Raw genomic sequence first — 21476 nt, 5'->3', positions numbered from 1 at the left:
TCTCAAAACAACGGAGACCTAATAATGAAATACGCTATTGTCGTTGGCATGATGCTATTGAGCGGGGGCGCAATGGCCCAGGCGACCGGTACCATCACCAACGGTACGCAATCGACCGCTCAACTGGCAAACCAGGTAAATGTGAACGTCGGCACCGGTGGTGGATCAAATCCGAACGGAGTCGCAAACGCGCAGCTAGTTCCGACTCAATCGGAAGTCGGCTACACCGGCAGCTACACGGTAAAGAGCGCACCGACTGTATACGCCCCATCGCTTACCGCATCGGTGACCGAAACGTGTTGGGGGTCGGTGTCCGCCGCTGTGTCGGTCGTCGGCGTCGGTGCCACGGGCGCGGCCACGATCAAGGATCAGGATTGCAACCGCCGTCTGAACGCGGCAGTTGCCTGGCGGATGGACCGCAAGGACATTTCTTTCAACATCATGTGTCAGGATGATTCGTTCCGCGCTGCTGCTGCGACGACGAAGACCCCGTGCGATATTGACGTGCCGAAGGTTTCGGCGAACGACGCGAAACCGGAAACCGATAAAAATCTTGTCCCGGTCGCAAACGTTCCTGACATGATGCAGTACAAAGTGGCGGAAATACCGCATGCGCCGCGCTCAAAATAATACGACTTCAACTATGCCGAAACGCATGCTTCAAGGTCCACTCTTTATCTTCACGGAAGTCCATGACGTTGCTTGCTGGCTTAGCCACGGGACCGATAACTGATATGACCGTCCTTAAGATCGTATTGGTCCCTTCGTTTTGCATAAACGCGTGAGCTTGCCGAGCGGAGTCACCCAGTGATAACACTATGAAAAAGTAGTTAATGCTAAAGGCCGCGTATTGACACCGAATCCACGCTCCCAGATTCACCATCGGCAAACAACCAGCGACGCAGCTCCCGCCACGCCAGCAGCTTGGTCGAATAGGGAACCGCAGCATACGCTGGGCTACTCGATGGGAGCTTGAGAATTCGATATTGCCTGATACGTTCCCCGAGAATGCGCTCGCCAATTTTCGCCGCCGTTCCGCCGTTGAACGCGATAGCAACCAGATCAGGCAGCGTATCGATAAGCGCAATAAGATCGTTGCTCGCGTGATCACGTATATTGCTGTCCAGACTCCCGGTGCGTCGCGCCTCGGCCACCACATCCCATAAGCCAATGCGGTGTTCGAGCAGCGTCCGCAGACGGTCTGCGTACTCCATACTCAGATTCTTCTCGATGACGTCGCCAACCAAAACCCAGAAACGATTTTGCTTGTGTGCGTAATATTGATTGTGTGTGAGCGAAACTTCTCCAGGCAAGCTGCCAAGCACGAGCACCCGAGTGTTTGGATCCACTACTGGCGGAAAGCAACGTTTCAGCGTCATGAACCGGCCTCCGATGCAACGAGGCTGCGCAACGCAACCTTGACGCGCCGACTACGCTCCGGATCATGTTCAAGTACGCGGCCTTGATTCGCCGCGACGTCGGGAGGAAAACCGCACAGCATCAGCGGCTCCCCTCGTCCGATACGCGAGCCGCAAGATGCGCGCGCGACGCGGTATGCTCGAGTGGACGACCGTGCTCCCGTACGCGCGAATGCGCCGCGTGCAACGCGTGCGCGGACGACTTGCGCGACCCGGGCGACTGATGCGGCTCGCCCAATTCCGACCATGACGCCAGATGTGCCCACAGTGCCGGCAACATGCATTCGGTCACCATCAGCGGTGCGCCGTGACGCTGGAATACCGAGCGGCGCGCGACCAGCGCATGCGGCGGCTTTGCGCCGATCTCCCGCTCGGCCAGTCGATACAGCGGATGATGGGCCGTCAACCTGCGGCTCACCAGCGAAGAACGCGCGACGCTGCTATCGCTGTACAGCAACTCAGCGAGCGGCCGCGTGCGCAGCCGGCGCATGGCCTGCCACACGCCGACGCTCGCCGCGAGCGGCGCGACGCTGTGCGCCGCGACAAACGGCACCCCGTCCACTGACAGCACCACTTCCCGAAGCCACACCGGTGCGCGCGGACCGAGGCCGAGCGCGGCGTGCTCGTCCGCCCACGGCAGCGCGACACCTTCGCGCGTCACGCGCACCGCAACCGCGCCGAGCGTGCGCAGATGCGCGGTCAGCGAACCCCCGCGAGTGAGCCAGTCTTTCTGGGCGGCACTAAAGCCGGGCAAGGGCGCGACGCGCCAGTGGGCGTCGGCGGCATCGAAACGGATAGGCATGGTGTCGGATTATAACGGCGCGGCCGTCAGCGGATTGACAGACACGCACTGCTCTCCCGTCAGGAAGTTTCATTGACAGCTGTTCGAATGCTGATTTGCCTCAATCAGATTGCCGATTTCAGATAGTTCCGATTCTCCCCCGCTAGCGCCGCGCGATACAACCTTCGTGCTTTACAACGTCGGCGGTTCGCCCGCGATCGAAGGGGCGCGCCATGTGATTGGATAGAGAAGGAGAAAAAGAAACATGAAAACATTCCTGGGCCTGACGGCTTGCGCGATGTCGGTCCTGCTAATGGCGGGCTGCGCAGCCCCATTGAATCGCGATACGGAAACATCGCTGAACAAGGCAGTCGGCATCGAGGTGACGCCAGTCGCCGGCGGTGTCGCAGTCAGACTGCCCGAAACGGCGCTGTTCGAATTCGGCAAATCCGAAGTGCGCGGCGACGCAGTCACGGTAATCAATCGCTCTGCCGTTCTGCTCAAGCGCAGTAAAAAACCGATCGTGGTCGAGGGGTACACCGATAACGTCGGCACGCTGGAATACAACCAGCAGCTCTCGGAGGAACGCGCTGTTGCGGTAGGGTATGCGCTGGTGGCACGCGGTGTGGTGATGGAGCGCATCCGCACGAAGGGCAACGCGTATAACAACCCCGTGGCAAGCAACGACACGGCCGAAGGGCGCGCGCTGAACCGTCGCACGGAGATTCTCGTGCGGGGTGAGACGATGGATACGTTGATGGGTAAGAAGTAGGCGTTTGCCACAGCCTGGCATTCCAGGCGCGAACAGGGTGATAACCGGACGCGGTTGGCGCGTCCGGTTATCACGGACTATCATTTCGGCCCCCCCGACGCCCCGGCCAGATAAGCGACCGCCGAGTCGACGGGGATCACCAGACCGAGCGTTGAAGCACGGTCAGCGTAGCGGAAAAACTGCTACTTGCGAGAGGGCACCAGCGTTTGCAAGCGCGCAGCCACTCGCCCGACCACCGGCTCCCATGCACCCGGCTGCGCCTGTCTGAACAGCTCGACAGAGTCATACCAGGGCTGCGCCTCCTCGTTGCCCCAACACCAGTGCGACACGTGATCGAGCATCGCCAGCACGGGACGCCCCAGTGCACCGCCTAGATGCAACGGGGCGCTGTCGATTGTCAGCAGCGCATCGAGCGCGGCGAGGTGCGCGGCTACGTCGTCGAAACCGGCCTCGTAGTGCGAAGTCAGATCGCGGATGCAATAGCCCTGCTGGATCAAAGCCGTCACATCGGCGCCACGGCCGGGTGTCAGCGGATGGAACACAACGCCGGGTAAGGCCAGCACTGGCGCCAGCGCTGCAAGCGGAATCGATCGTTTCGCATCGCGCCGATGAGTCGGGCTGCCCGACCACACGAGGCCGACGTGGAGCGCCGCATCCCCAACGCATGCGCTTACCCGCTCGCGCCATGCCGCCGCGTTGTTTGCGTCGGTATGCAGATAGGCCGCACCGCCGACCTGCTCACGCAACAAGCCGAGCACGCACGGTATGCTCATCATCGGCAAAACGTAGTGCGGCTTGCCAACCGGCCCGTCTTCGATAGACACGCAATCGGCGTAATAGCGCGCGAACAGCGGCTGCAATGCCCGGCGTACCGCAAGCACCAATCGACCGCCCTCATCGCGCACACGCGCAGCTAGCTCCGCGACGAATCGGACCATCTGGATGTCGTCCCCGTTACCCTGCTCGCTATGCACGAGCAGCGTCTTGCCGGCGAGCGGTTCATTCCGCCAGCGCGGCGCCAGGCGTCCCATGACGGTCACGACGTTGTCCGACTCGCGGTCGCCCCGTGCCAGACGTGCCTCGAAACGCGGCCATGCGCGGGCCCAATCGCCACGTCGCAACGCCAGGTCGGCCAGATCGACCGCCGCCTGCACCGTGGCAGGATCGAGCGCAAGCGCCGCATGCAGCGTCGCTTCGCTGTCGTCAAAGCGCGCCTGCTCGGCGAGATACATGCCAATCGCAGCCAACACGTCGGCGTTGCCGGGCGCGGCGGCATTGACGGCGCGCATCGTCGCCTCCGCGGCGGCTGCGTCGTCGCACTGCCATTGCGCGTGGCTCAGTTGCCAGGCCATCTCGGCATCAGCCGGATTGCGCGCGAGCATCTCGCGGCAAACACGTTCGACCGTGTGCCAATCGCGTATCTCGCGGAACGCCAGCACAAGCTGTAACGGCAACGCGGGATGAATCGCCGGGTCGAGCGCGTACGCGCGCAATAACGCCGCGCGGCGCTCGGCTGGGGCGCTCGCGTCCGGCAGGACCGCTAGCGAAATCGCCAGCCACCATGGCGCCCGGGCGTCCTGCGACGCGTGGCGCTCATAAGCACGCAACATCTGCGCCGCAGCCGAATAGGCGCCGCAGTGGTCGATCAACCAGACGATCCAGTCGAGCGTCGCCGCGAACGGCTGCGTGGTCACCGCCTGTTCGCAGTGCTGCCGCACGGCCTCAACATGGCCAAGTGCATCGGCGAAAAGCGCCAGCCTGGCGTGACGCGCGCCACGGCCTTCGGCCTGCGCTTGCGATGCGCTGTGATACGCCGCTTCGAAACGCCCGGCGCTCGCGCACAGGTCGGCGTGCAATTGCAGCGACACACCTCCCGCTGCGAGTTCGACAGCACGGCGCTCAGCAGCATCGAAGCCCTGCTCGCGCAAGATCGACCATAGGAGACGCAATGAATCGACAGGTTTCGCCAAAGTGGAATCGGACATGGGAATACAAAGAGTGATTGCAACAGGTGAAGGTGTAATCGCAGAAATAAGATTCGGTGCATAAACGGCTTAAAGATTGCAAACAATCCTTTAATCATCCGAATTCTTAACGCGCCAGCATAAGACAAAAGTGGCTTTTCACATCTCACAAATCAATCTCAATTTACTGTTGTTGAATTGATTTTATTAGTTAACCATAATTATTTTCCGGAACGACTTTCGCAGACCCGAAAGTCGTCCGGATCGACAATAAACACATAGGAGTAAGGCTTGAATACGACGAACTCAAAAGAAACATCCGACCGCATCGCCCATCTTGCCGCAGTCGTTTTGCGGCGCCCGGGCGCCTTGCATCTGGAAAAAGAACTTGCCGGTTCAGCGCTCGCGCAGCACCACACGTCGAAGCAGACCAGCACGACCATCGGCAGTCTTGCGGCGAAAGTGCTGGCCGATCACCACGCCTGTCTGGAAGCGAAGGAACTGGCCGGGTCCGTGCTATCGCAAGTGCGTCATTTGCATGGCCAGGCGTCCGCTCACTAAGCCCTGAGCATTGCTTGCCTGAACCGGCGCAAAAACGCCGCGCCGGGCAAAAAAAATGCGCTGCCAAGGCAGCGCATTTTTTAGCCACAAGCGTCAACACAACGCCTATTCAAACTCGATTCAAGCTCAACCCGCACGCGCCAACAACAGCGCATTGGTCCGCTTCACGAAGCTAGCCGGATCTTCCAGCGCGCCGCCTTCAGCAAGCAACGCCTGATCGAACAACAGATGGCACCAGTCGTCGAAAGTCGCGCTGTCCGCGTGCAGGCCCTTCACCAGCGCATGCTCCGGATTCACTTCGAGAATCGGATGGAACGACGGCGCGTCCTGGCCGGCAGCCTTAAGCATACGTTGCAGATAACCGCTCATTTCGCCGTCGTCAGCCACGAGACAGGACGGCGAATCGGTCAGGCGGAACGTCAGACGCACGTCCTTGGCCTTGTCCTTCAACGCTTCCTTCATCTTGTCGACGAGCGGCTTGAACTCTTCGCCGACTTTCTCCTGCGCCTGCTTTTCTTCGTCATTCAGCGCACCCAGATCGAGGTCGCCACGCGCGACGCTTTGCAGCGGCTTGCCGTCGAATTCGTTCAGGAACGACAGCATCCATTCATCCACGCGATCGGTCAGCAACAGCACTTCCACGCCCTTCTTGCGGAACACTTCGAGATGCGGGCTGTGGGTAGCGGCCTGCCACGTGTCGGCGGTCACGTAATAGAGCTTCGTTTGCTCGGGCTTCATTCGCGAGACGTAATCGGCGAGCGACACGGTTTGCTCAGGCGATTCCGTCTGCGTGGAAGCAAAGCGCACCAGCTTGGCAATGCGCTCGCGATTGGCGAAGTCTTCGCCGATGCCTTCCTTCAGCACCTGGCCGAATTCCTTCCAGAAGCCCGCGTACTTTTCCTTGTCGGCGTCATTGTCCGCGTTCGCCAATTCTTCGAGCATCGACAGCGAGCGCTTGGTCACCCCTTCGCGGATCGCCTTCACATCGCGGCTTTCCTGCAGGATTTCACGCGACACGTTCAGCGGCAGATCAGCCGAATCGACCACGCCCTTCACGAAGCGCAGATACGCCGGCAGCAGTTGTTCGGCGTCGTCCATGATGAACACGCGCTTCACGTACAGCTTCAGGCCGGCGCGATGATCGCGGTTGAACATGTCGAACGGCGCACGCGTCGGCACGTACAGCAGCTGCGTGTATTCGCTGCGGCCTTCAACGCGGTTATGCGTCCACGTCAGCGGATCCTGGTGATCGTGCGAGAGATGCTGGTAGAACTGCTTGTACTGGTCTTCGGTGATCTCGTTCTTGGACCGGGTCCACAGCGCGCTCGCCTGGTTGACGGTCTCGTCCTCGTCCTTCGTGACCATCTCGCTCTTTTCGGCGTCCCACTCTTCCTTAGCCATCAGGATGGGCAGCGCGACGTGATCCGAATACTTCTGGATGATCGACTTCAGACGATGCGACGACAGCAGCTCGTCTTCATCGGCACGCAGATGCAGCGTGATGGTCGTGCCGCGGGCGGCGCGTTCGATCTGCTCCACCGCGAAGTCGCCTTCGCCCGCGCTTTCCCAGCGCACGCCTTCCGAGGCGGGCAAGCCGGCGCGGCGCGTTTCGACCGTGATCTTGTCCGCGACGATAAAGCCCGAGTAGAAACCCACGCCGAACTGGCCAATCAGCGCCGCATCTTTCTGCTGGTCGCCGGAGAGCTTGCCGAAAAATTCCTTGGTGCCCGAGCGCGCGATCGTGCCGAGGTGGGCGATCGCTTCGTCGCGGCTCATGCCGATGCCGTTGTCGTCGATGGTGACGGTGCGCGCGGCCTTGTCGTACGACACACGAATCCGCAGATTGGAATCGTTTTCGTACAACGCGCTGTTTTCGATCGCTTCGAAGCGCAGCTTGTCGGCCGCGTCGGACGCATTCGAAATCAGCTCACGCAGAAAGATTTCCTTGTTGCTGTACAGCGAATGGATCATCAGATGCAGAAGTTGTTTCACTTCTGCCTGAAAGCTCATGGTTTCTTGTGCCATGGTCGGACTTCCTCTCTGTTGCGAATGGGATTCAAGACTGGGAATTCAAGACTGTCCGCCTAACTGGGGGCAAGCCGGCGCGGTTTCAAGAGGCGCGGCGTGCGACGCTGTCCAGATAGCGGCACAGGAACGCCGCCAGCTCCGGATCGCCGCAGTTGGCTATATTGAAGCGCATCCATGTGGTGGGCGATTGTTGCGGAGAAAACAGGCTGCCAGGCGTCAGCAGGAAGCCGTCTTCGTGCCCGGCGGCGGCCAGCGCGCTCGCATCCACGCCGGTGTCGGCCCACAGGAACATGCCTGCCGTGGGCGTCAGGAACAGCTTCATGCCGGTCTTCTCCAGCATCCGCACGGATTTTTCGCGCACGCCGTCCAGCCGCAAGCGCAGTCGCTCGACGTGCCTTCGGTAGTGACCCTCGGTGAGAATCTTGTAGAGCACGCGCTCGTTCAGTTCCGGGCTCGTCATGCCGACCAGCATCTTTTGATCGCTGACCGCCGTGGCCACCTCCGGCGCACAGGCGATAAAGCCCACGCGCAGATTGGGCGCCAGCGTCTTCGAAAAGCTGCCGAGATAGATCACGCGCTTCAACTGGTCGAGGCTCGCGAGCCGGGTGCCCGGATAGCTCGGCGGGCACAGATCGCCGTAAATATCGTCTTCGACGACGATGAAATCGTACGCTTCGGCAAGCCGCAGGATACGAAACGCCTGCGCGGCCGTGAGCGACGTGCCGGTCGGATTCTGCAGCACCGAATTGATCACCAGCATTTTCGGCCGCCACGTCTCCACGAGCGACTCGAGCGCGTCGAGGTCCGGGCCGTCCGGCGTGTACGGCATGCCGACCAGCCGCGCGCCCTGCGACGCGAAGCGCCCGAACATCTGAAACCAGGCCGGATCGCCGACGATCACCGCATCGCCCGATTTTACGTAGATGCGCGATATCAGGTCGATCGCCTGGGTAATGCCGGAGACCATCACGATCTGATCCGGCGACGCGCCGATTTCCAACTCCTCCAGGCGCGTCTGCAACTGCTGGCGCAGCGGCAAAAAGCCCTGCGGTGTGCCAATGCCGAGCATCTGCGCACCGCTTTGCCGGCCGAGCGTGCGCAACGCGTTAGTGATCAGATCGCCGTCGAGCCAGCGCCCGGGCAGGTAGCCGAGGCCTGGGCTGCGCTCGGGGCGCGCACCCGTGTGCAGCATATTGCGCAGTAACCAGACCACGTCGATCGTGGCCGGCGCGGGCGCCGCTGCGGCAATCGTACGGATTTCAGCCGACGACACACCGGCCAGCCGCTCGCGCACATAGAAGCCGGAACCACGCCGCGACTCAAGAAAACCTTGTGCCACCAGCCGCTCGTAAGCCTCGACCACCGTGAAGCGCGACACACCCTTGTCGAGGGCAAGCTTGCGGATCGACGGCATGCGCATGCCGGGGCGGAACACGCGCTCCTCGACGCGGCGGCGCGCCCACTGGACGAGCTGCTCGACCAGTGTCAGCGACGCCGTATTGTGAGGGGTGGGAATCTGGGCAAGCGGGACGGACATAACGGGCTCCAACTGTACCGAACGGTATCGAACCGATTGTACCGTTACTGTGCCGGTCGCCACCGCTACATTCAAGATAAGCAACGGATGATGAAGCAGTTTGGGTTGCTTCCCGCCGCTCACGAGCGACATCGGGCAAGACCGGTCCAAACGCCATCCGCCTGGCCTGCCGACCCGGCAAACGGTTATGCTTACGACCCCGGCAGCACTGCCGCCGCACCCGGCGCACGCTCCGGCTTACCGCGGAAACCGTTTCTTCGATCCCCCATGACTGCTCATTCGCTCCACCTCGATCATCTCGTGATTTCCGCCCGTACCCTCGACGAGGGCACGCAGTACGTCGCCGACACGCTCGGCGTCGCACCGGCCGGCGGCGGCGCGCATCCGCTGATGCGCACCCACAATCGCCTGCTGAATCTGTGGGGCGGCGTGTATCTGGAGGTTATCGCGGTCGACCCGCAGGCTGCCGTTCCGGCCGACGGCGCAGCACCCCGCGCCCGTCTATTCGCCCTCGACGACCCCGCGACGCACGCGCGGCTCGAAAAAGGACCGTATTTGTCGCATTGGGTCGCCCGGGTCGACCGCCCAAAACGCCTCGCGGTGTGGCAAACGCAGTATCCGCAGCGCATCGCACCCATCGTGTCGATGACGCGCGGCGATTTCACCTGGGGCTTGTCGGTGCCTGACGACGGCGCCTTCCCCACTTGGCTAGGCGTCGGCGACGGCGTGCTGCCGTCGCTGATTCAATGGGACACGCCGCTGCATCCGTCGGCGGTCCTGCCGGAAACGGACGTCGCGCTGAAAGCTTTGAAAGCATTTCATCCGCAGGCCGAAGCGCTTGCAGCGCAGTTGCATTGGCTCGGCGCGGCGCATCTGCTCGCGTTGCAGCATACGCAAGGCGCTGCGGCGCTGGTGGCCGAGTTTGAAACACCCGACGGTCTACGGACCCTTAAATAAGCAACGCGCGCGGGTCGCCGACTCGCGCGATAATCGATGTTTTGACCGGTTCCAGAGAAACCAACAGAGGAGACCATGGACCAAAGCGACTTGAAAGCCCCCACGTGGCAATTGTCCGAACGCGCACGCAAGCTCACGAGCTCGGCGATCCGCGAGATCCTGAAGGTCACGGAACGGCCCGAAGTCATTTCGTTCGCGGGCGGCCTGCCCTCGCCGGCGACCTTCCCGGCCGAACGCATGCGCGAAGCGGCCGACCGCATTCTGCGCGACTCGCCCGCCGCGGCTTTGCAATACAGCGCGACCGAAGGCTATCTGCCGCTGCGTGAATGGGTCGCGCAACGCTATTCGGTGAACGGCGCGCAGATTCGCCCCAGCCAGGTCCTGATCACGACCGGCTCGCAGCAGGCGCTCGACTTGCTCGGCAAAGTGCTGGTGTGCCCGGACAGCCCGGTGCTGGTCGAAACGCCGACCTATCTCGGCGCGCTGCAATCGTTCTCGATGTATGAGCCGGTCTATGTACAGGTGCCGACCGACGAGCAAGGCCTGATCCCCGAGGCGCTCACGCCCGAACTGACGGCCGGCGCACGCCTGTTGTACGCGCAACCGAACTTCCAGAATCCGACCGGACGCCGTCTGCCGATCGAACGCCGCCGCGCACTGGCCGCGTTTGCGAAGACTTCGCCGTTCCCGGTGATCGAAGACGATCCCTACGGCGCGCTCGACTACGCAGGCGTTCCGCTGCCCACCATGTTGTCGATGGCGCCGGATCACATCGTGCATCTGGGCTCGTTCTCGAAAGTGCTCGCGCCGGGCCTGCGGGTCGGCTACATCATCGCGCCCGAAGAACTGATCTTCAAACTCGTGCAGGCCAAGCAAGCCACCGATCTGCACACGCCCAGCTTCACGCAGCGCATCGTGTATGAAGTGATCAAGGACGGCTTCCTCGACACGCACGTGCCGACCATTCGCGAGCTGTACCGCGATCAGTGCGCGGCGATGCTCGCCTCGCTCGAACGCTACATGCCCGAAGGCGTGAGCTGGAACCGTCCGGAGGGCGGCATGTTCGTGTGGGTGAATCTGCCCGCGCAGATCGACAGCATGAAGCTGCTCGACGAAGCCGTCGCGCAGAATGTCGCGTTCGTGCCGGGCGGTCCGTTCTTCGCGAACGAAGCGCAGCACAACACGCTGCGCCTGTCGTTCGTCACGGTGCCGCCGGCCAGAATCGACGAAGGCGTGTCGCGTCTCGCGGCGCTGATCCGCGCGAAGGTCTAAGCGTTCTCGCCCCGACCCGCGCCACCGAATTCCACTACTGACCAAGGACACACCATGGCTCAAACAAATGTGTACGACAAGCTCAAGGAACTAGGCATTGAACTGCCGAGCGCGGGCGCTCCAGCAGCCGCCTATGTGATGAGCGCGCAAAGCGGCAACACGGTGTTTCTCTCCGGCCACATCGCCAAGAAGGACGGCAAGGTGTGGAGCGGCAAGCTCGGCGCCACGCTCACCACCGAAGAAGGCAAGGCCGCGGCGCGTTCGATCGCCATCGACCTGCTCGCCACGCTGCACACGCATGTGGGCGATCTGAACCGCGTCACGCGCATCGTCAAGCTGATGAGCCTCGTCAACTCGACGCTCGAGTTCACTGAGCAGCATCTGGTCACTAACGGCGCATCCGAACTGATCGCCGACGTATTCGGCGAGCGCGGCAAGCATGCACGCTCGGCCTTCGGCGTGGCGCAGATTCCGCTTGGCGCTTGCGTCGAGATCGAGATGATCGCCGAAGTCGAATAACGACTCGAATCGGACCGGCTGCCGGTTCGTCCGGCCGGTCGTCCTGAGCGCACGGAACGCGTCGCGAGGTGTCTGTCACCTGCGGCGCGTTTTGCATTGGGTGGCGAGGTGGATCGTTTCTTGTCACCAGATAGCAGCTGGGACGATCTGGATCGGCGGCTATCGGTGACGGTCATCAACGGCCGCTTCAGGCGTCCCTGAACGCCACGGCCCTTGCCGGCCCGCTTACGCGTGCCGGCCTGCAGCCAGGCGCCGCCCTGTCGCGCCGCTTCCCGCCATGCTTGATTAAAAAACGCCGCAGGGTTGCACGATCAATGCGCCAAGCATAAAACGAGGCTTGGTACACCTTAATGCCAGGTCCCGATGAAACCCTCGAAAATGGCCGCCAGCCCGCTGCCCCATGACTGGCCGCGTGGCCTGCGCGTTCAGCCGGCCACGATGGCCGCGGCGGCCCGCGTATACCCGATGCGTGGACCCTTCCTTAATCCTCTGGCATTAAGTAATATCGAAACGTTCTCGATGACCTGCGGATGGTCAGGCACGACGCCACGCTCCCTTCTCCTGCGCAGCAGTTCCGGCACCTTGGTCACCATGCAGCCACCCATGAAATTAGCGCAGTCAATGCGCGCGCAGTTGCAGCGTGCCGGCACCAGGGCACGGGCCGCCCAATGAGCCAGTTCCGCTTCTCCGACCCGCGCGAAACCAAACCTCGCCGCGATCCTGCCGTGTCGCGCCGCCGCGCGTTGCTCGCCATTCCCGCGCTCGGTGTACTCGTGCTGATCCTGCTTTGGACCGTGATCTTCGCGCGTCTGTCGGTCGAGAAAGACGCCACCTATCGTGAAGCGATGGCCTCTGCCGCGATTCTCTCGGCGGCGCTCGAACAGCACACGGTCAAGGCGATTCACCAGGTCGACCAGATCACGCGCTTCGTCAAATTCGAGTTCGAGAAAACCCCCAATCATTTCGATCTCACCAGCACGGTCGAGAAAGGCGTGGTGCAAAGCGAGACGCTGGTGCAGGTCTCGCTGATCGACGAACACGGCACGCTGATCGCGAACACGACCGAACTCAATCCGAAGCGCATCGACCTGTCGGACCGCGAGCACTTCAAGGTCCACGAACACGAAAACGACGACCAGCTGTACATCAGCAAGCCGGTGCTCGGCCGCGTGTCCGGCCACTGGACCTTGCAGATGACGCGGCGTCTGAATCATCCGGACGGCTCTTTCGCGGGCGTCGTGGTGGTCTCCGAAGACCCGAGCTATTTCACCAGCGACTTCTACAACAACGCGGCGATAGGCCGTGAAGGCGTGATCGCGGTGATCTCCGACAACGGCACGGTGCTCGCGCGGCGCACCGGCAGCACCGAAAGCGCCAACGGCACGTTCTCGGCGAGCGGCTCGTATCCGACTTCGGAGCATGTGTCGGGCACCTACGTCGATTCGATCGACAAGGTCACGCGCATCGTCTCGTACCGGCATATCGACGGCTATCCGCTCGCCGTGCTGGTCGGCCTCTCGCAAGCCGAGGAATTCGCCGACTACAACCACACGCGCAACGTCTATCTGCTGATGGCGGGCTTCATCTCGCTCGCGATGCTCAGCTTCTTCGCCGTGGCCACCGGTTTGATCGGCAAGCTGCTCGGGCGCGAGCGCGAGATGACGCATCTGGTCGAGTACGATCTGCTGACCGGCTTGCGCAATCGTTATGCCACGCTGCAAACGCTGCGCCACGACGTGGCGCAGCCGGCCAATCTCGGCCACCTCGCGATTCTCTTCATCGACCTCGACAACTTCAAGACCGTCAACGACACGCTCGGCCACAACGCCGGCGACATCGTGCTGCAAATGACGGCCTCACGCCTCGCCACCGCGGTCGGCGAAGGCGGTGCATTGAGCCGTATCGGCGGCGACGAGTTCGTCGTCGTGATCAAGGGCGACGATGTCGAGAAGCGCGCCGTGACCCTCGCCGAAGCCGCTGCCGAAGCGTTCGCCAAACCTTTCGAAGTACGCGGCAGTTCGTTCGTGCTGCATGCGAGCATCGGCATCGCGCTCTACTCGGTCGCCAACGAGAGCGAGATCGATCTGCTGAAAAAAGCCGATCTCGCCATGTACAGCGCGAAGGATGCCGGCAAGAACTGCTACCAGTTCTATTCGCCGCAACTGTCGCACCGCGCGGATCATTTGATGAAGTGGGAGCAGCAGTTGCGCGTCGCGCTGGCCGAAGGTCAACTGTTTCTCGCCTATCAGCCGAAGATCGACCTGACGCGCCGCTGCATCACCGGCTTCGAAGCGCTCGTGCGCTGGAATCATCCGCAACACGGTTTGATTCCCGCCAACGAATTCATCCCGGTCGCCGAATCGACCGGCCTGATCGTGCCGATCGGCGACTTCGTGATCGAGACCGCCTGCCGTCAACTGGCGCTGTGGCAACGACAGGGCTACGACACGCTCTCGCTCGCGGTGAACATCTCGGCGGTGCAGTTCTGGAGAGGCGATCTGTACGAAACCGTCTCGCACGCGATTGAGGAAAGCGGCATCTCCGCCCGGCGCCTCGAACTCGAAATCACCGAAACCGCGATGATGGAATATCCCGAACTTGTCTCGGAGAAGATCTTTGCATTGAAGCGCCTCGGCGTGCGGATCGCGCTCGACGATTTCGGCACCGGCTATTCGTCGCTCTCCTATCTGAACCGCTTCTCGGTCGACACGCTGAAGGTAGACCGTTCGTTCATCCAGGCGATTCCCGCCGATCGCAGCGTCTGCGTGATGGTCACCGCGATCGTCAATCTGGCGCGCTCGCTCGGGCTCACGATCGTGGTAGAAGGCACCGAGACCGAAGAGCAGATCGCGTGGCTGAGCGCGCTCGGCCATATCGAAGCGCAGGGTTTTCTGTTCTCGCGTCCGGTACCGGTCGACGCGATCCCGGCGCTGCTCGAACGCTTCGGCGTATGCGGCATGCAGGCTCGCCGCACCGCGCATGAAAACGACAGCACCGGCAGTGTGACAAGCACGAGTACGAGTACCAATAGCTGAGCGTAGTCCGCGAATCCAACCGCTGCCTCACAAAACCGGCTACATTCACGCTGTACTGCGTCACAGCGCGATGCCGCGCAACGGCCGCGCCAACACACAACGATGATCTCAGAGGGCGGGCCGTGCCGGGACCCGCGGCGCCATGCAGACGATCACGAGCCAGGATGCCGCCAGGCGAGGAAAGCGAGAACCGCTATGGACGCTGTTCCGGGTCGTGTTCGGCCTGTCGGCGCTGTCGTGGGGTGGCCTCGCGCTGATGGCGCAACTCGAGAACCACTATGTCGAACGCGAGGGACGGCTTTCGCGTGTCGCCTTTTCGGATCTGATCGCGCTTGCATGGATGGTGCCCGGGCCGGTGGGCTGCAACGTCGCCGTGCAACTGGGACATGCGCTGCGCGGACGCGCCGGCGCCTGGGTCGCAGGCATCGCAAGCGTGCTGCCCTTTTTCACGCTGATGACCGTGTTCGCGATCTTCTATCGCACGCCGCTCGTGCGCGCCGCCGCTTCCCAAACCTTGCTCAATCACTTCAGCGTGGTGCTGGCCACGTTGATCGCGATCACCTGGTACAAACAGACGCGCGCACTGGTGCGCGGCAAGCTCGAATGGACCGCGACGGTGCTCGGTTGCGTGGCGCTCTTCTATGCGCGCAGTCCCGCCGCCTACGTGTTGATGCTCGGCGCGGCCTTCGGCACCGGCTGGCTGGTCAGCCCGGCTCGCGATGCGCGCATTGTCGTGTCGGTCGGACGCGGGGACTGGCAATTGCTGGGCGCCCTGGGCGTGTTGCTGGTGCTGTTCGCGCTGCCATTGCCGCATCGCTACGAACTGGCGCTGCTGTGGCCGCGGCTCGCCGGCGCGGGTATGACATTGTTCGGCGGCGGCTTCTCGGCGTTGCCGGTGCTCAAGACGTTGTTCGTGACGTCGGCGATCGGCGTATCGGATAACGATTTCACCTTGGCGTTTTCGCTGTCGCCGCTGTCGCCCGGGCCGCTCCTGAACGTGGTGCCGTTCTTCGGCTATCTGGTGGATGGCTGGGCAGGCGCGCTGATTGCCACCCTTGCGCTTTTTGTGCCGTCGGGTTGCCTCGTGGTGCTGGCACAACGGCATCTACATCAGTTGAAGGCCAATCCGCGTTTCGAGCATGGCATGCGTATCTTGCGCGCGGTCACCACTGCGTTTCTCGCGGTGGCCGTGCTGCGCATTGCGGGGCATGTGCCGCTCAAACCCGTTTATCTGGTGACCGCGCTGTTCTCCGGCATGTGCTTCGCGAAGCTCAAGGTGCCGGTGTACGTGGTGTACGGAACAGTGGCGATCGTGTGTGGGCTATGGCTTGCCTACGGCGCCATGGCGTAGGCTGCAACCGGCATTCAAAATGCCGATTTCAAAACCCGCGCGACAGCACCGCGACACCGATCGTCACCACGCCCAGCACGATATTGACCAGCACCAACCGCCGGATCGTGCCGACTGCCCGCGCGCCGTCCGGCCATTTCTGCGCCTGCACCGCACGGCGAATGCGCGGGAAGACGGCGAAGCGAATGTGGCCGAAGATCAGCATCATCACGATGCCGAGGCCGGCCATGGCGTGCAACGGCCATATGGCGTGACCGCCGCCGAATTGCATCAACAGAAATCCGCCGGTAAGGAGAATCACCAGCACTGACGCGGCGACCCAATTGAAGAAGCGGCCGAACACCGATTCCCACAAGGGCAAGCGCAGTTGCGGCGAAAGATCGGCAATGGCCGGCCGCAGACAGAAATGCGCGAATACCATCCCACCAACCCACACCGCGACCGCGAGCAGATGTAGAAACAGCGCGAGTTCGACAGCTTTGTTCATTTTGTTTTCCTCTCCCGACGACGCCACACCGCTTATGACGAGTGATATTAGCAGCGGCTATTGAGCGCATTCGACCGCGCGCTATGCATGCAGTTCCTGCACCCGCGATTTTCCTGCCATTCTTTGTAGCGATTATTGCAGCGCCCCCGATGCCGCGACGGCGCTGCTCCTCCTATTTTCTACTTCCCATGGCGTGCGCTTGAAGTGCAACTCAAGCTAAAGCGCACGCCGCGTTCCTACGTTCGCTTTTGTTAAGCGGCCAACACCGGACGCATGCCGTCGAGCTTCATCTTGCTCTCAGGCGCACGCCCCTTGCGCGCCCGCTTGCCGAGGTGCGGCGTGATTGCGGCGCCGCTCAACTTCTCCTCGTCGACTCGGCCACCGCGACGCGTGCCGATCAACACGACGCCCGCTTTGTTGATGGCCAGCGCCTGCACTAGCGTTTCGTTGTCGTCGAGCGCCATCAGCGTCACGCCGCGTCCGCCGCCCGAGAGCGTCTTCATCTCGTCGAGGCCGAACACCAGCAGCCTGCCGCCCGAAGACAGACACGCGATGTGCGCCGCGTCCGGCAGCATCGGCATCGGTACGAGCGGCGCGGCGCCGGCATCGATCGTCATGAACGACTTACCGGCCTTCACGCGGCTCACCATGTCGCCGACCTTGGCGATAAAGCCGAAGCCGTTGCTCGACGCGAGCAGCAACGCCTGATCCGCGGAGGCCGCGTAGTAATGCATCAGGTGGCTGCCCGACTCGAGTTCGATCAGCGACGTGACCGGCACGCCGTCGCCCCGGCCGCCCGGCAGTATCGCAACTGCAACGGAATACACGCGGCCATTGCTGCCCCACGCGACCAGCGTGTCAGGCGTACGGCACTGGAACGCTGCGTAGAGCCCGTCGCCGGCCTTGAACGTGAAGCCGGCCGCATCCAGACCGTGGCCCTTCAGCGCGCGCACCCAGCCCTTCTGCGACACCACCACCGTGACCGGCTCGTCGACCACACGCGCTTCGAACGTGGCGCGCTTTTCCTGCTGGATCAGCGTGCGGCGCTCGTCGCCGTATTGTTTGGCGTCGCCTTCGACCTCCTTGATGAGCAAACGCTTCATCGCCGATTCGTTGCCGAGCAGTTCCTCGAGCTTGGCCTTCTCGTCACGCAGTTCGGACAGTTCCTTCTCGATCTTGATCTTCTCGAGCCGCGCCAACTGACGCAGGCGGATTTCGAGAATGTCCTCAGCCTGACGATCGGACAGGCTGAACGCGGCCATCAACGCGACCTTCGGTTCGTCCGATTCGCGAATGATGCGGATGACTTCGTCGATATTCAAAAAGACGATCATCCGGCCTTCGAGGATGTGAATCCGGTCGTCGACCTTCATCAAACGATGACGCGTGCGACGCGTGACCGTCGCGAAGCGGAACGCGACCCACTCGTGCAGAATTTCGCTCAAACCTTTCTGACGCGGACGGCCATCGCCCCCCACCATCACCAGATTCAGCGACGCGTTCGATTCGAGGCTCGTATGCGCGAGCAACGTGTTGACGAAATCGGTCTGATCGATGCGGCTCGACTTCGGCTCGAAGACCAGACGCACCGGCGCGTCCCTGCCTGACTCGTCACGCACGGCATCGAGCAGGGCGAGCAGGGTCTGCCTGGTCTGCAGTTGCTCGGGCGTGAGCGTCTTCTTGCCGAGTTTGATCTTCGGATTGGTCTGCTCTTCGATTTCTTCGAGCACCTTCTGCGAGGACGTATTCGGCGGCAATTCGCTGATGACGAGTTGCCACTGGCCGCGTGCGAGATCCTCGATCTTCCAGCGGGCGCGCACCTTCAGGCTGCCGCGACCGCTTTCGTACGCTGCCGAAATCTCGGTGTCGCTCGAAATGATCTGGCCGCCGCCCGGGAAATCCGGACCCGAGATGTGCTGCATCAGTTCAGCATGCTCGATCTTCGGATTGCGGATCATCGCCACCGTGGCCGCCGCGACTTCGCGCAGGTTGTGCGAGGGGATTTCTGTTGCAAGACCCACCGCGATGCCGGATGCGCCGTTCAGCAAGGCGAACGGCAAGCGCGCGGGCAGCAGCCTCGGCTCATCTTCCTTGCCGTCATAGTTCTTCATGAAATCGACCGTGCCCTGGTCGATTTCGTCGAGCAGCAGCTTCGCGATCGGCGTGAGGCGCGCTTCGGTGTAGCGCATTGCCGCTGCGCCGTCGCCGTCGCGCGAACCGAAGTTGCCCTGGCCGTCGATCAGCGGATAGCGCATCGAAAAGTCTTGCGCGAGACGCACGAGGGCGTCGTACGCCGATTGGTCGCCGTGCGGGTGATATTTACCCAACACGTCGCCGACCACCCGCGCCGACTTGACCGGCTGCGCGTTGTTACCCAGGCCCATCTCGTTCATCGCGAACAGAATGCGGCGTTGCACCGGCTTCTGGCCGTCGCATACGTCAGGCAGCGCGCGGCCCTTGACCACGCTCACCGCATAGTCGAGGTACTGGCGTTCCGCGTAGTTGCCGAGCGTCAGGAAGTCGCCTTCCGGAGGCGGCGGCTCGGTAAAAAGGTCGAGAGTGTTGTCGTCGTCCATCTAGATTCCGTATCCGTGTTTGGCGTGAAGTGTTCGTGCGAAGGAGGCGCGCAATCTCAAGCGCGCTCAGATATCCGCTTCCACGTCATTGCCCTTTTCTTCGAGCCAGCTGCGCCGCGACGCCGCTTCGCCCTTGCCCATCAGCATCGTCATGCGCGCCACCGTGGCGTCATAGTCGAGCTCGCCGAGCGCCACCGGCGTCAGACGCCGCGTGTCGGGATTCATCGTGGTGTCCCACAACTGCTCCGCGCTCATTTCGCCCAGACCTTTGAAGCGGCTGATGGACCATTGCGTGTCGCGCACGCCGTCCTTGCGCAGCTTGTCGATGATCGCTTCGAGTTCGCCGTCGTCGAGCGCATACAGCTTTTGTGCCGGCTTCTTGCCGCGCGCGGGCGCATCGACCCGGAACAGTGGCGGACGCGCCACGCACACATGCCCACGCTCGATCAACTGCGGGAAGTGCTTGAAGAACAGCGTGAGCAGCAACACCTGAATGTGCGAGCCGTCCACGTCAGCGTCCGACAAGATGCAGATCTTGCCGTAGCGCAGATTCGACAGATCGACCTTGTCGTCCGGGCTATGCGGATCGACGCCGATCGCCACCGAAATGTCGTGCACTTCGTTGTTGGCGAACAGGCGATCACGTTCGGTTTCCCACGTGTTCAGCACCTTGCCGCGCAGCGGCAAAATGGCTTGATATTCCTTGTCGCGGCCCATCTTCGCCGAGCCGCCCGCCGAGTCGCCCTCGACCAGGAACAACTCATTACGGCCGATTTCCGTCGATTCGCAATCGGTCAACTTACCCGGCAGCACGGCGACACCGGAACTCTTGCGCTTCTCGACTTTTTGTCCGGCACGCGTACGTGCTTGCGCCTGCTTGATGACGAGGTCGGCGAGCTTCTTGCCGTGCTCGACGTGCTGATTCAGCCACAGCTCCAAAGCCGGCCGCGAGAACGACGACACCAGCTTCACTGCATCGCGGCTATTCAGGCGCTCCTTGATCTGCCCTTGGAATTGCGGATCGAGCACCTTCGCCGACAGCACGAACGACACGCGCGCGAACACATCCTCAGCAAGGAGCTTCACGCCCTTCGGCTGCAGGTTATGCAACTCGACGAAGCTCTTTACCGCCTGGAACAGCCCGTCACGCAAACCGGACTCGTGCGTACCGCCGGCAGGCGTCGGGATCAGATTGACGTACGACTCACGCATGAGCGTACCTTCTTCGCTCCATGCGACGACCCACGCGGCGCCCTCGCCTTCCGCGAACGTTTCCTCGCTGGCGCGCGAGTTTTCGACATAGCGCTCGCCTTCGAATAACGGGATCAGCAGATCGCTGCCGTTCATGCCTTCGAGCAAATAGCCGCGCAAACCGTCTTCGTATTTCCAGGTTTGCGTTTCGCCGGTTTTCTCGTTGATCAGCGTGACTTCGACGCCCGGCAGCAGCACCGCTTTCGAGCGCAGCAGACGCTGCAATTCGCCGAGCGGCAAGTTCGGCGAATCGAAGTATTTCGGATTGGCCCACGCGGTGACGCGCGTACCGGACTTCTTGTCGCCGCGCGCGGCGGGCCGCACTTCGAGTTCCTTGGCAACGTCGCCGTTGGCGAAACTCAGTTCGGCGATTTTGCCCTCGCGCCACACCGTGACGTCGAGGCGCGTGGACAGCGCGTTGGTGACTGACACGCCGACGCCGTGCAAGCCGCCCGAGAACGTGTACGCACCGCCGGCGGCTTTATCGAACTTGCCGCCCGCATGCAGGCGCGTGAAGACGATCTCGACGACCGGCACGCCCTCTTCCGGATGCAGGCCAAATGGAATGCCGCGGCCGTCGTCTTCGACCGAGACCGAATGGTCCGCGTGCAGCGTGACCGTGATTTGCCGGCCGTGGCCACCGAGGGCCTCGTCCGACGCGTTGTCGATAACTTCCTGAATGATGTGCAGCGGATTTTCGGTGCGGGTGTACATCCCGGGCCGTTGCTTGACCGGCTCCAGGCCCTTCAACACCTTGATCGACGCTTCGCTATACGCGGCGTTTGGCTTTTTCGTAGACATGGTTGACTCGGGTGCGTCGGTTCATCGTTGTCCACAGGTCCTGTGGACAGGTCCGTGGACAATGCGTTGAGTTTTCAAAAAAAGCGAAACGAAACAACGGGGTTAGGTGGAGTGCCCGCGATGCGGGCAAGCTGTTTTGCCGCCTGGCTTCCCGTTGGCGCGCTCG

Annotated in this window: 16 protein-coding genes; 8 read left to right on the top strand and 8 right to left on the bottom strand. The window is 62.3% G+C overall.

The genetic code is table 11. The features are described from left to right. The first annotated feature begins 24 nt into the window (after nt 1-24). Nucleotides 25-630 carry a hypothetical protein gene (locus ACAX43_RS21810; RefSeq protein WP_370710494.1) on the top strand — a complete coding sequence of 202 codons (606 nt, stop codon included), beginning with the start codon at nt 25-27 and terminating at the stop codon, nt 628-630. A 206-nt stretch (nt 631-836) separates the two neighbouring features. On the opposite strand, the gene ACAX43_RS21805 is transcribed toward ACAX43_RS21810, so the two are convergent. Further along, on the bottom strand, nt 837-1379 hold the full coding sequence (locus ACAX43_RS21805) for a DNA-deoxyinosine glycosylase (RefSeq protein WP_370710493.1): 543 nt from the start codon (nt 1377-1379) through the stop codon (nt 837-839). Nucleotides 1380-1500: 121 nt separating this feature from the next. Beyond that, nucleotides 1501-2220, bottom strand: coding sequence for a chorismate lyase (locus ACAX43_RS21800; RefSeq protein WP_370710492.1), 720 nt, complete (start codon nt 2218-2220; stop codon nt 1501-1503). 244 nt (nt 2221-2464) lie between these two features. On the opposite strand from ACAX43_RS21800, the gene ACAX43_RS21795 reads away from it, so the two are divergent. Then, complete coding sequence (locus ACAX43_RS21795; protein WP_370710491.1) at nt 2465-2971, top strand: OmpA family protein; 507 nt, start codon at nt 2465-2467, stop codon at nt 2969-2971. A gap of 182 nt (nt 2972-3153) precedes the next feature. Here ACAX43_RS21795 and ACAX43_RS21790 read toward each other — a convergent pair whose 3' ends face one another. Continuing rightward, the gene (locus tag ACAX43_RS21790; protein WP_370710490.1) at nt 3154-4956 is read right to left on the bottom strand and encodes a hypothetical protein; all 1803 of its coding nucleotides are present in this window, start codon (nt 4954-4956) and stop codon (nt 3154-3156) included. 270 nt (nt 4957-5226) lie between these two features. On the opposite strand from ACAX43_RS21790, the gene ACAX43_RS21785 reads away from it, so the two are divergent. Then, on the top strand, nt 5227-5496 hold the full coding sequence (locus ACAX43_RS21785; protein WP_370710489.1) for a hypothetical protein: 270 nt from the start codon (nt 5227-5229) through the stop codon (nt 5494-5496). Between the two features lie 126 nt (nt 5497-5622). On the opposite strand, the gene htpG is transcribed toward ACAX43_RS21785, so the two are convergent. Then, nucleotides 5623-7521 carry a molecular chaperone HtpG gene (htpG, locus tag ACAX43_RS21780; protein WP_370710488.1) on the bottom strand — a complete coding sequence of 633 codons (1899 nt, stop codon included), beginning with the start codon at nt 7519-7521 and terminating at the stop codon, nt 5623-5625. A gap of 85 nt (nt 7522-7606) precedes the next feature. Continuing rightward, nucleotides 7607-9061 carry a PLP-dependent aminotransferase family protein gene (locus ACAX43_RS21775; RefSeq protein ID WP_370710487.1) on the bottom strand — a complete coding sequence of 485 codons (1455 nt, stop codon included), beginning with the start codon at nt 9059-9061 and terminating at the stop codon, nt 7607-7609. A 267-nt stretch (nt 9062-9328) separates the two neighbouring features. Here ACAX43_RS21775 and ACAX43_RS21770 point away from each other — a divergent pair, with 267 nt between their 5' ends. The 5 genes from ACAX43_RS21770 (at nt 9329) to ACAX43_RS21750 (ending at nt 16195) form a co-directional block, all read left to right on the top strand. Continuing rightward, nucleotides 9329-10018, top strand: coding sequence for a VOC family protein (locus ACAX43_RS21770; protein WP_370710486.1), 690 nt, complete (start codon nt 9329-9331; stop codon nt 10016-10018). Nucleotides 10019-10093: 75 nt separating this feature from the next. Further along, nucleotides 10094-11290, top strand: a complete 1197-nt coding sequence (locus ACAX43_RS21765; protein ID WP_370710485.1) for a PLP-dependent aminotransferase family protein — start codon at nt 10094-10096, stop codon at nt 11288-11290. 54 nt (nt 11291-11344) lie between these two features. Further along, a complete protein-coding gene (locus ACAX43_RS21760) occupies nt 11345-11809 on the top strand; it encodes a RidA family protein (protein ID WP_370710484.1) in 465 nt (154 codons plus the stop codon). A gap of 668 nt (nt 11810-12477) precedes the next feature. Continuing rightward, nucleotides 12478-14844, top strand: coding sequence for an EAL domain-containing protein (locus tag ACAX43_RS21755; RefSeq protein ID WP_370710483.1), 2367 nt, complete (start codon nt 12478-12480; stop codon nt 14842-14844). Nucleotides 14845-14986: 142 nt separating this feature from the next. After that, nucleotides 14987-16195, top strand: coding sequence for a chromate transporter (locus ACAX43_RS21750; RefSeq protein ID WP_370710482.1), 1209 nt, complete (start codon nt 14987-14989; stop codon nt 16193-16195). Nucleotides 16196-16223: 28 nt separating this feature from the next. Here ACAX43_RS21750 and ACAX43_RS21745 read toward each other — a convergent pair whose 3' ends face one another. From ACAX43_RS21745 to ACAX43_RS21735, 3 genes are all read right to left on the bottom strand, one after another. Then, complete coding sequence (locus ACAX43_RS21745; RefSeq protein WP_370710481.1) at nt 16224-16682, bottom strand: CopD family protein; 459 nt, start codon at nt 16680-16682, stop codon at nt 16224-16226. A 251-nt stretch (nt 16683-16933) separates the two neighbouring features. Continuing rightward, nucleotides 16934-19258, bottom strand: coding sequence for a DNA topoisomerase IV subunit A (gene parC, locus ACAX43_RS21740; protein WP_370710480.1), 2325 nt, complete (start codon nt 19256-19258; stop codon nt 16934-16936). Nucleotides 19259-19324: 66 nt separating this feature from the next. After that, nucleotides 19325-21310, bottom strand: a complete 1986-nt coding sequence (locus tag ACAX43_RS21735) for a DNA topoisomerase IV subunit B (protein ID WP_370710479.1) — start codon at nt 21308-21310, stop codon at nt 19325-19327. Nucleotides 21311-21476: the final 166 nt, after the last annotated feature.

Source organism: Paraburkholderia sp. IW21 (assembly GCF_041321145.1).
In the GTDB taxonomy this organism is placed as follows: Bacteria; Pseudomonadota; Gammaproteobacteria; order Burkholderiales; family Burkholderiaceae; genus Paraburkholderia.
The sequence above is the reverse complement of the archived record's forward strand: the minus strand, read 5'-3'. Positions and strand labels throughout refer to the sequence as shown.

Bases quoted from the DNA above. Each gene is read 5' to 3' on its own strand.
- parC (WP_370710480.1), bottom strand. From the start codon at position 19,258: ATGGACGACGACAACACTCTCGACCTTTTTACCGAGCCGCCGCCTCCG.
- ACAX43_RS21755 (WP_370710483.1), top strand. From the start codon at position 12,478: ATGAGCCAGTTCCGCTTCTCCGACCCGCGCGAAACCAAACCTCGCCGC.
- ACAX43_RS21775 (WP_370710487.1), bottom strand. From the start codon at position 9,061: ATGTCCGTCCCGCTTGCCCAGATTCCCACCCCTCACAATACGGCGTCG.
- ACAX43_RS21805 (WP_370710493.1), bottom strand. From the start codon at position 1,379: ATGACGCTGAAACGTTGCTTTCCGCCAGTAGTGGATCCAAACACTCGG.
- ACAX43_RS21790 (WP_370710490.1), bottom strand. From the start codon at position 4,956: ATGTCCGATTCCACTTTGGCGAAACCTGTCGATTCATTGCGTCTCCTA.
- ACAX43_RS21750 (WP_370710482.1), top strand. From the start codon at position 14,987: ATGCAGACGATCACGAGCCAGGATGCCGCCAGGCGAGGAAAGCGAGAA.
- htpG (WP_370710488.1), bottom strand. From the start codon at position 7,521: ATGGCACAAGAAACCATGAGCTTTCAGGCAGAAGTGAAACAACTTCTG.
- ACAX43_RS21795 (WP_370710491.1), top strand. From the start codon at position 2,465: ATGAAAACATTCCTGGGCCTGACGGCTTGCGCGATGTCGGTCCTGCTA.
- ACAX43_RS21800 (WP_370710492.1), bottom strand. From the start codon at position 2,220: ATGCCTATCCGTTTCGATGCCGCCGACGCCCACTGGCGCGTCGCGCCC.
- ACAX43_RS21810 (WP_370710494.1), top strand. From the start codon at position 25: ATGAAATACGCTATTGTCGTTGGCATGATGCTATTGAGCGGGGGCGCA.
- ACAX43_RS21735 (WP_370710479.1), bottom strand. From the start codon at position 21,310: ATGTCTACGAAAAAGCCAAACGCCGCGTATAGCGAAGCGTCGATCAAG.
- ACAX43_RS21765 (WP_370710485.1), top strand. From the start codon at position 10,094: ATGGACCAAAGCGACTTGAAAGCCCCCACGTGGCAATTGTCCGAACGC.
- ACAX43_RS21760 (WP_370710484.1), top strand. From the start codon at position 11,345: ATGGCTCAAACAAATGTGTACGACAAGCTCAAGGAACTAGGCATTGAA.
- ACAX43_RS21745 (WP_370710481.1), bottom strand. From the start codon at position 16,682: ATGAACAAAGCTGTCGAACTCGCGCTGTTTCTACATCTGCTCGCGGTC.
- ACAX43_RS21770 (WP_370710486.1), top strand. From the start codon at position 9,329: ATGACTGCTCATTCGCTCCACCTCGATCATCTCGTGATTTCCGCCCGT.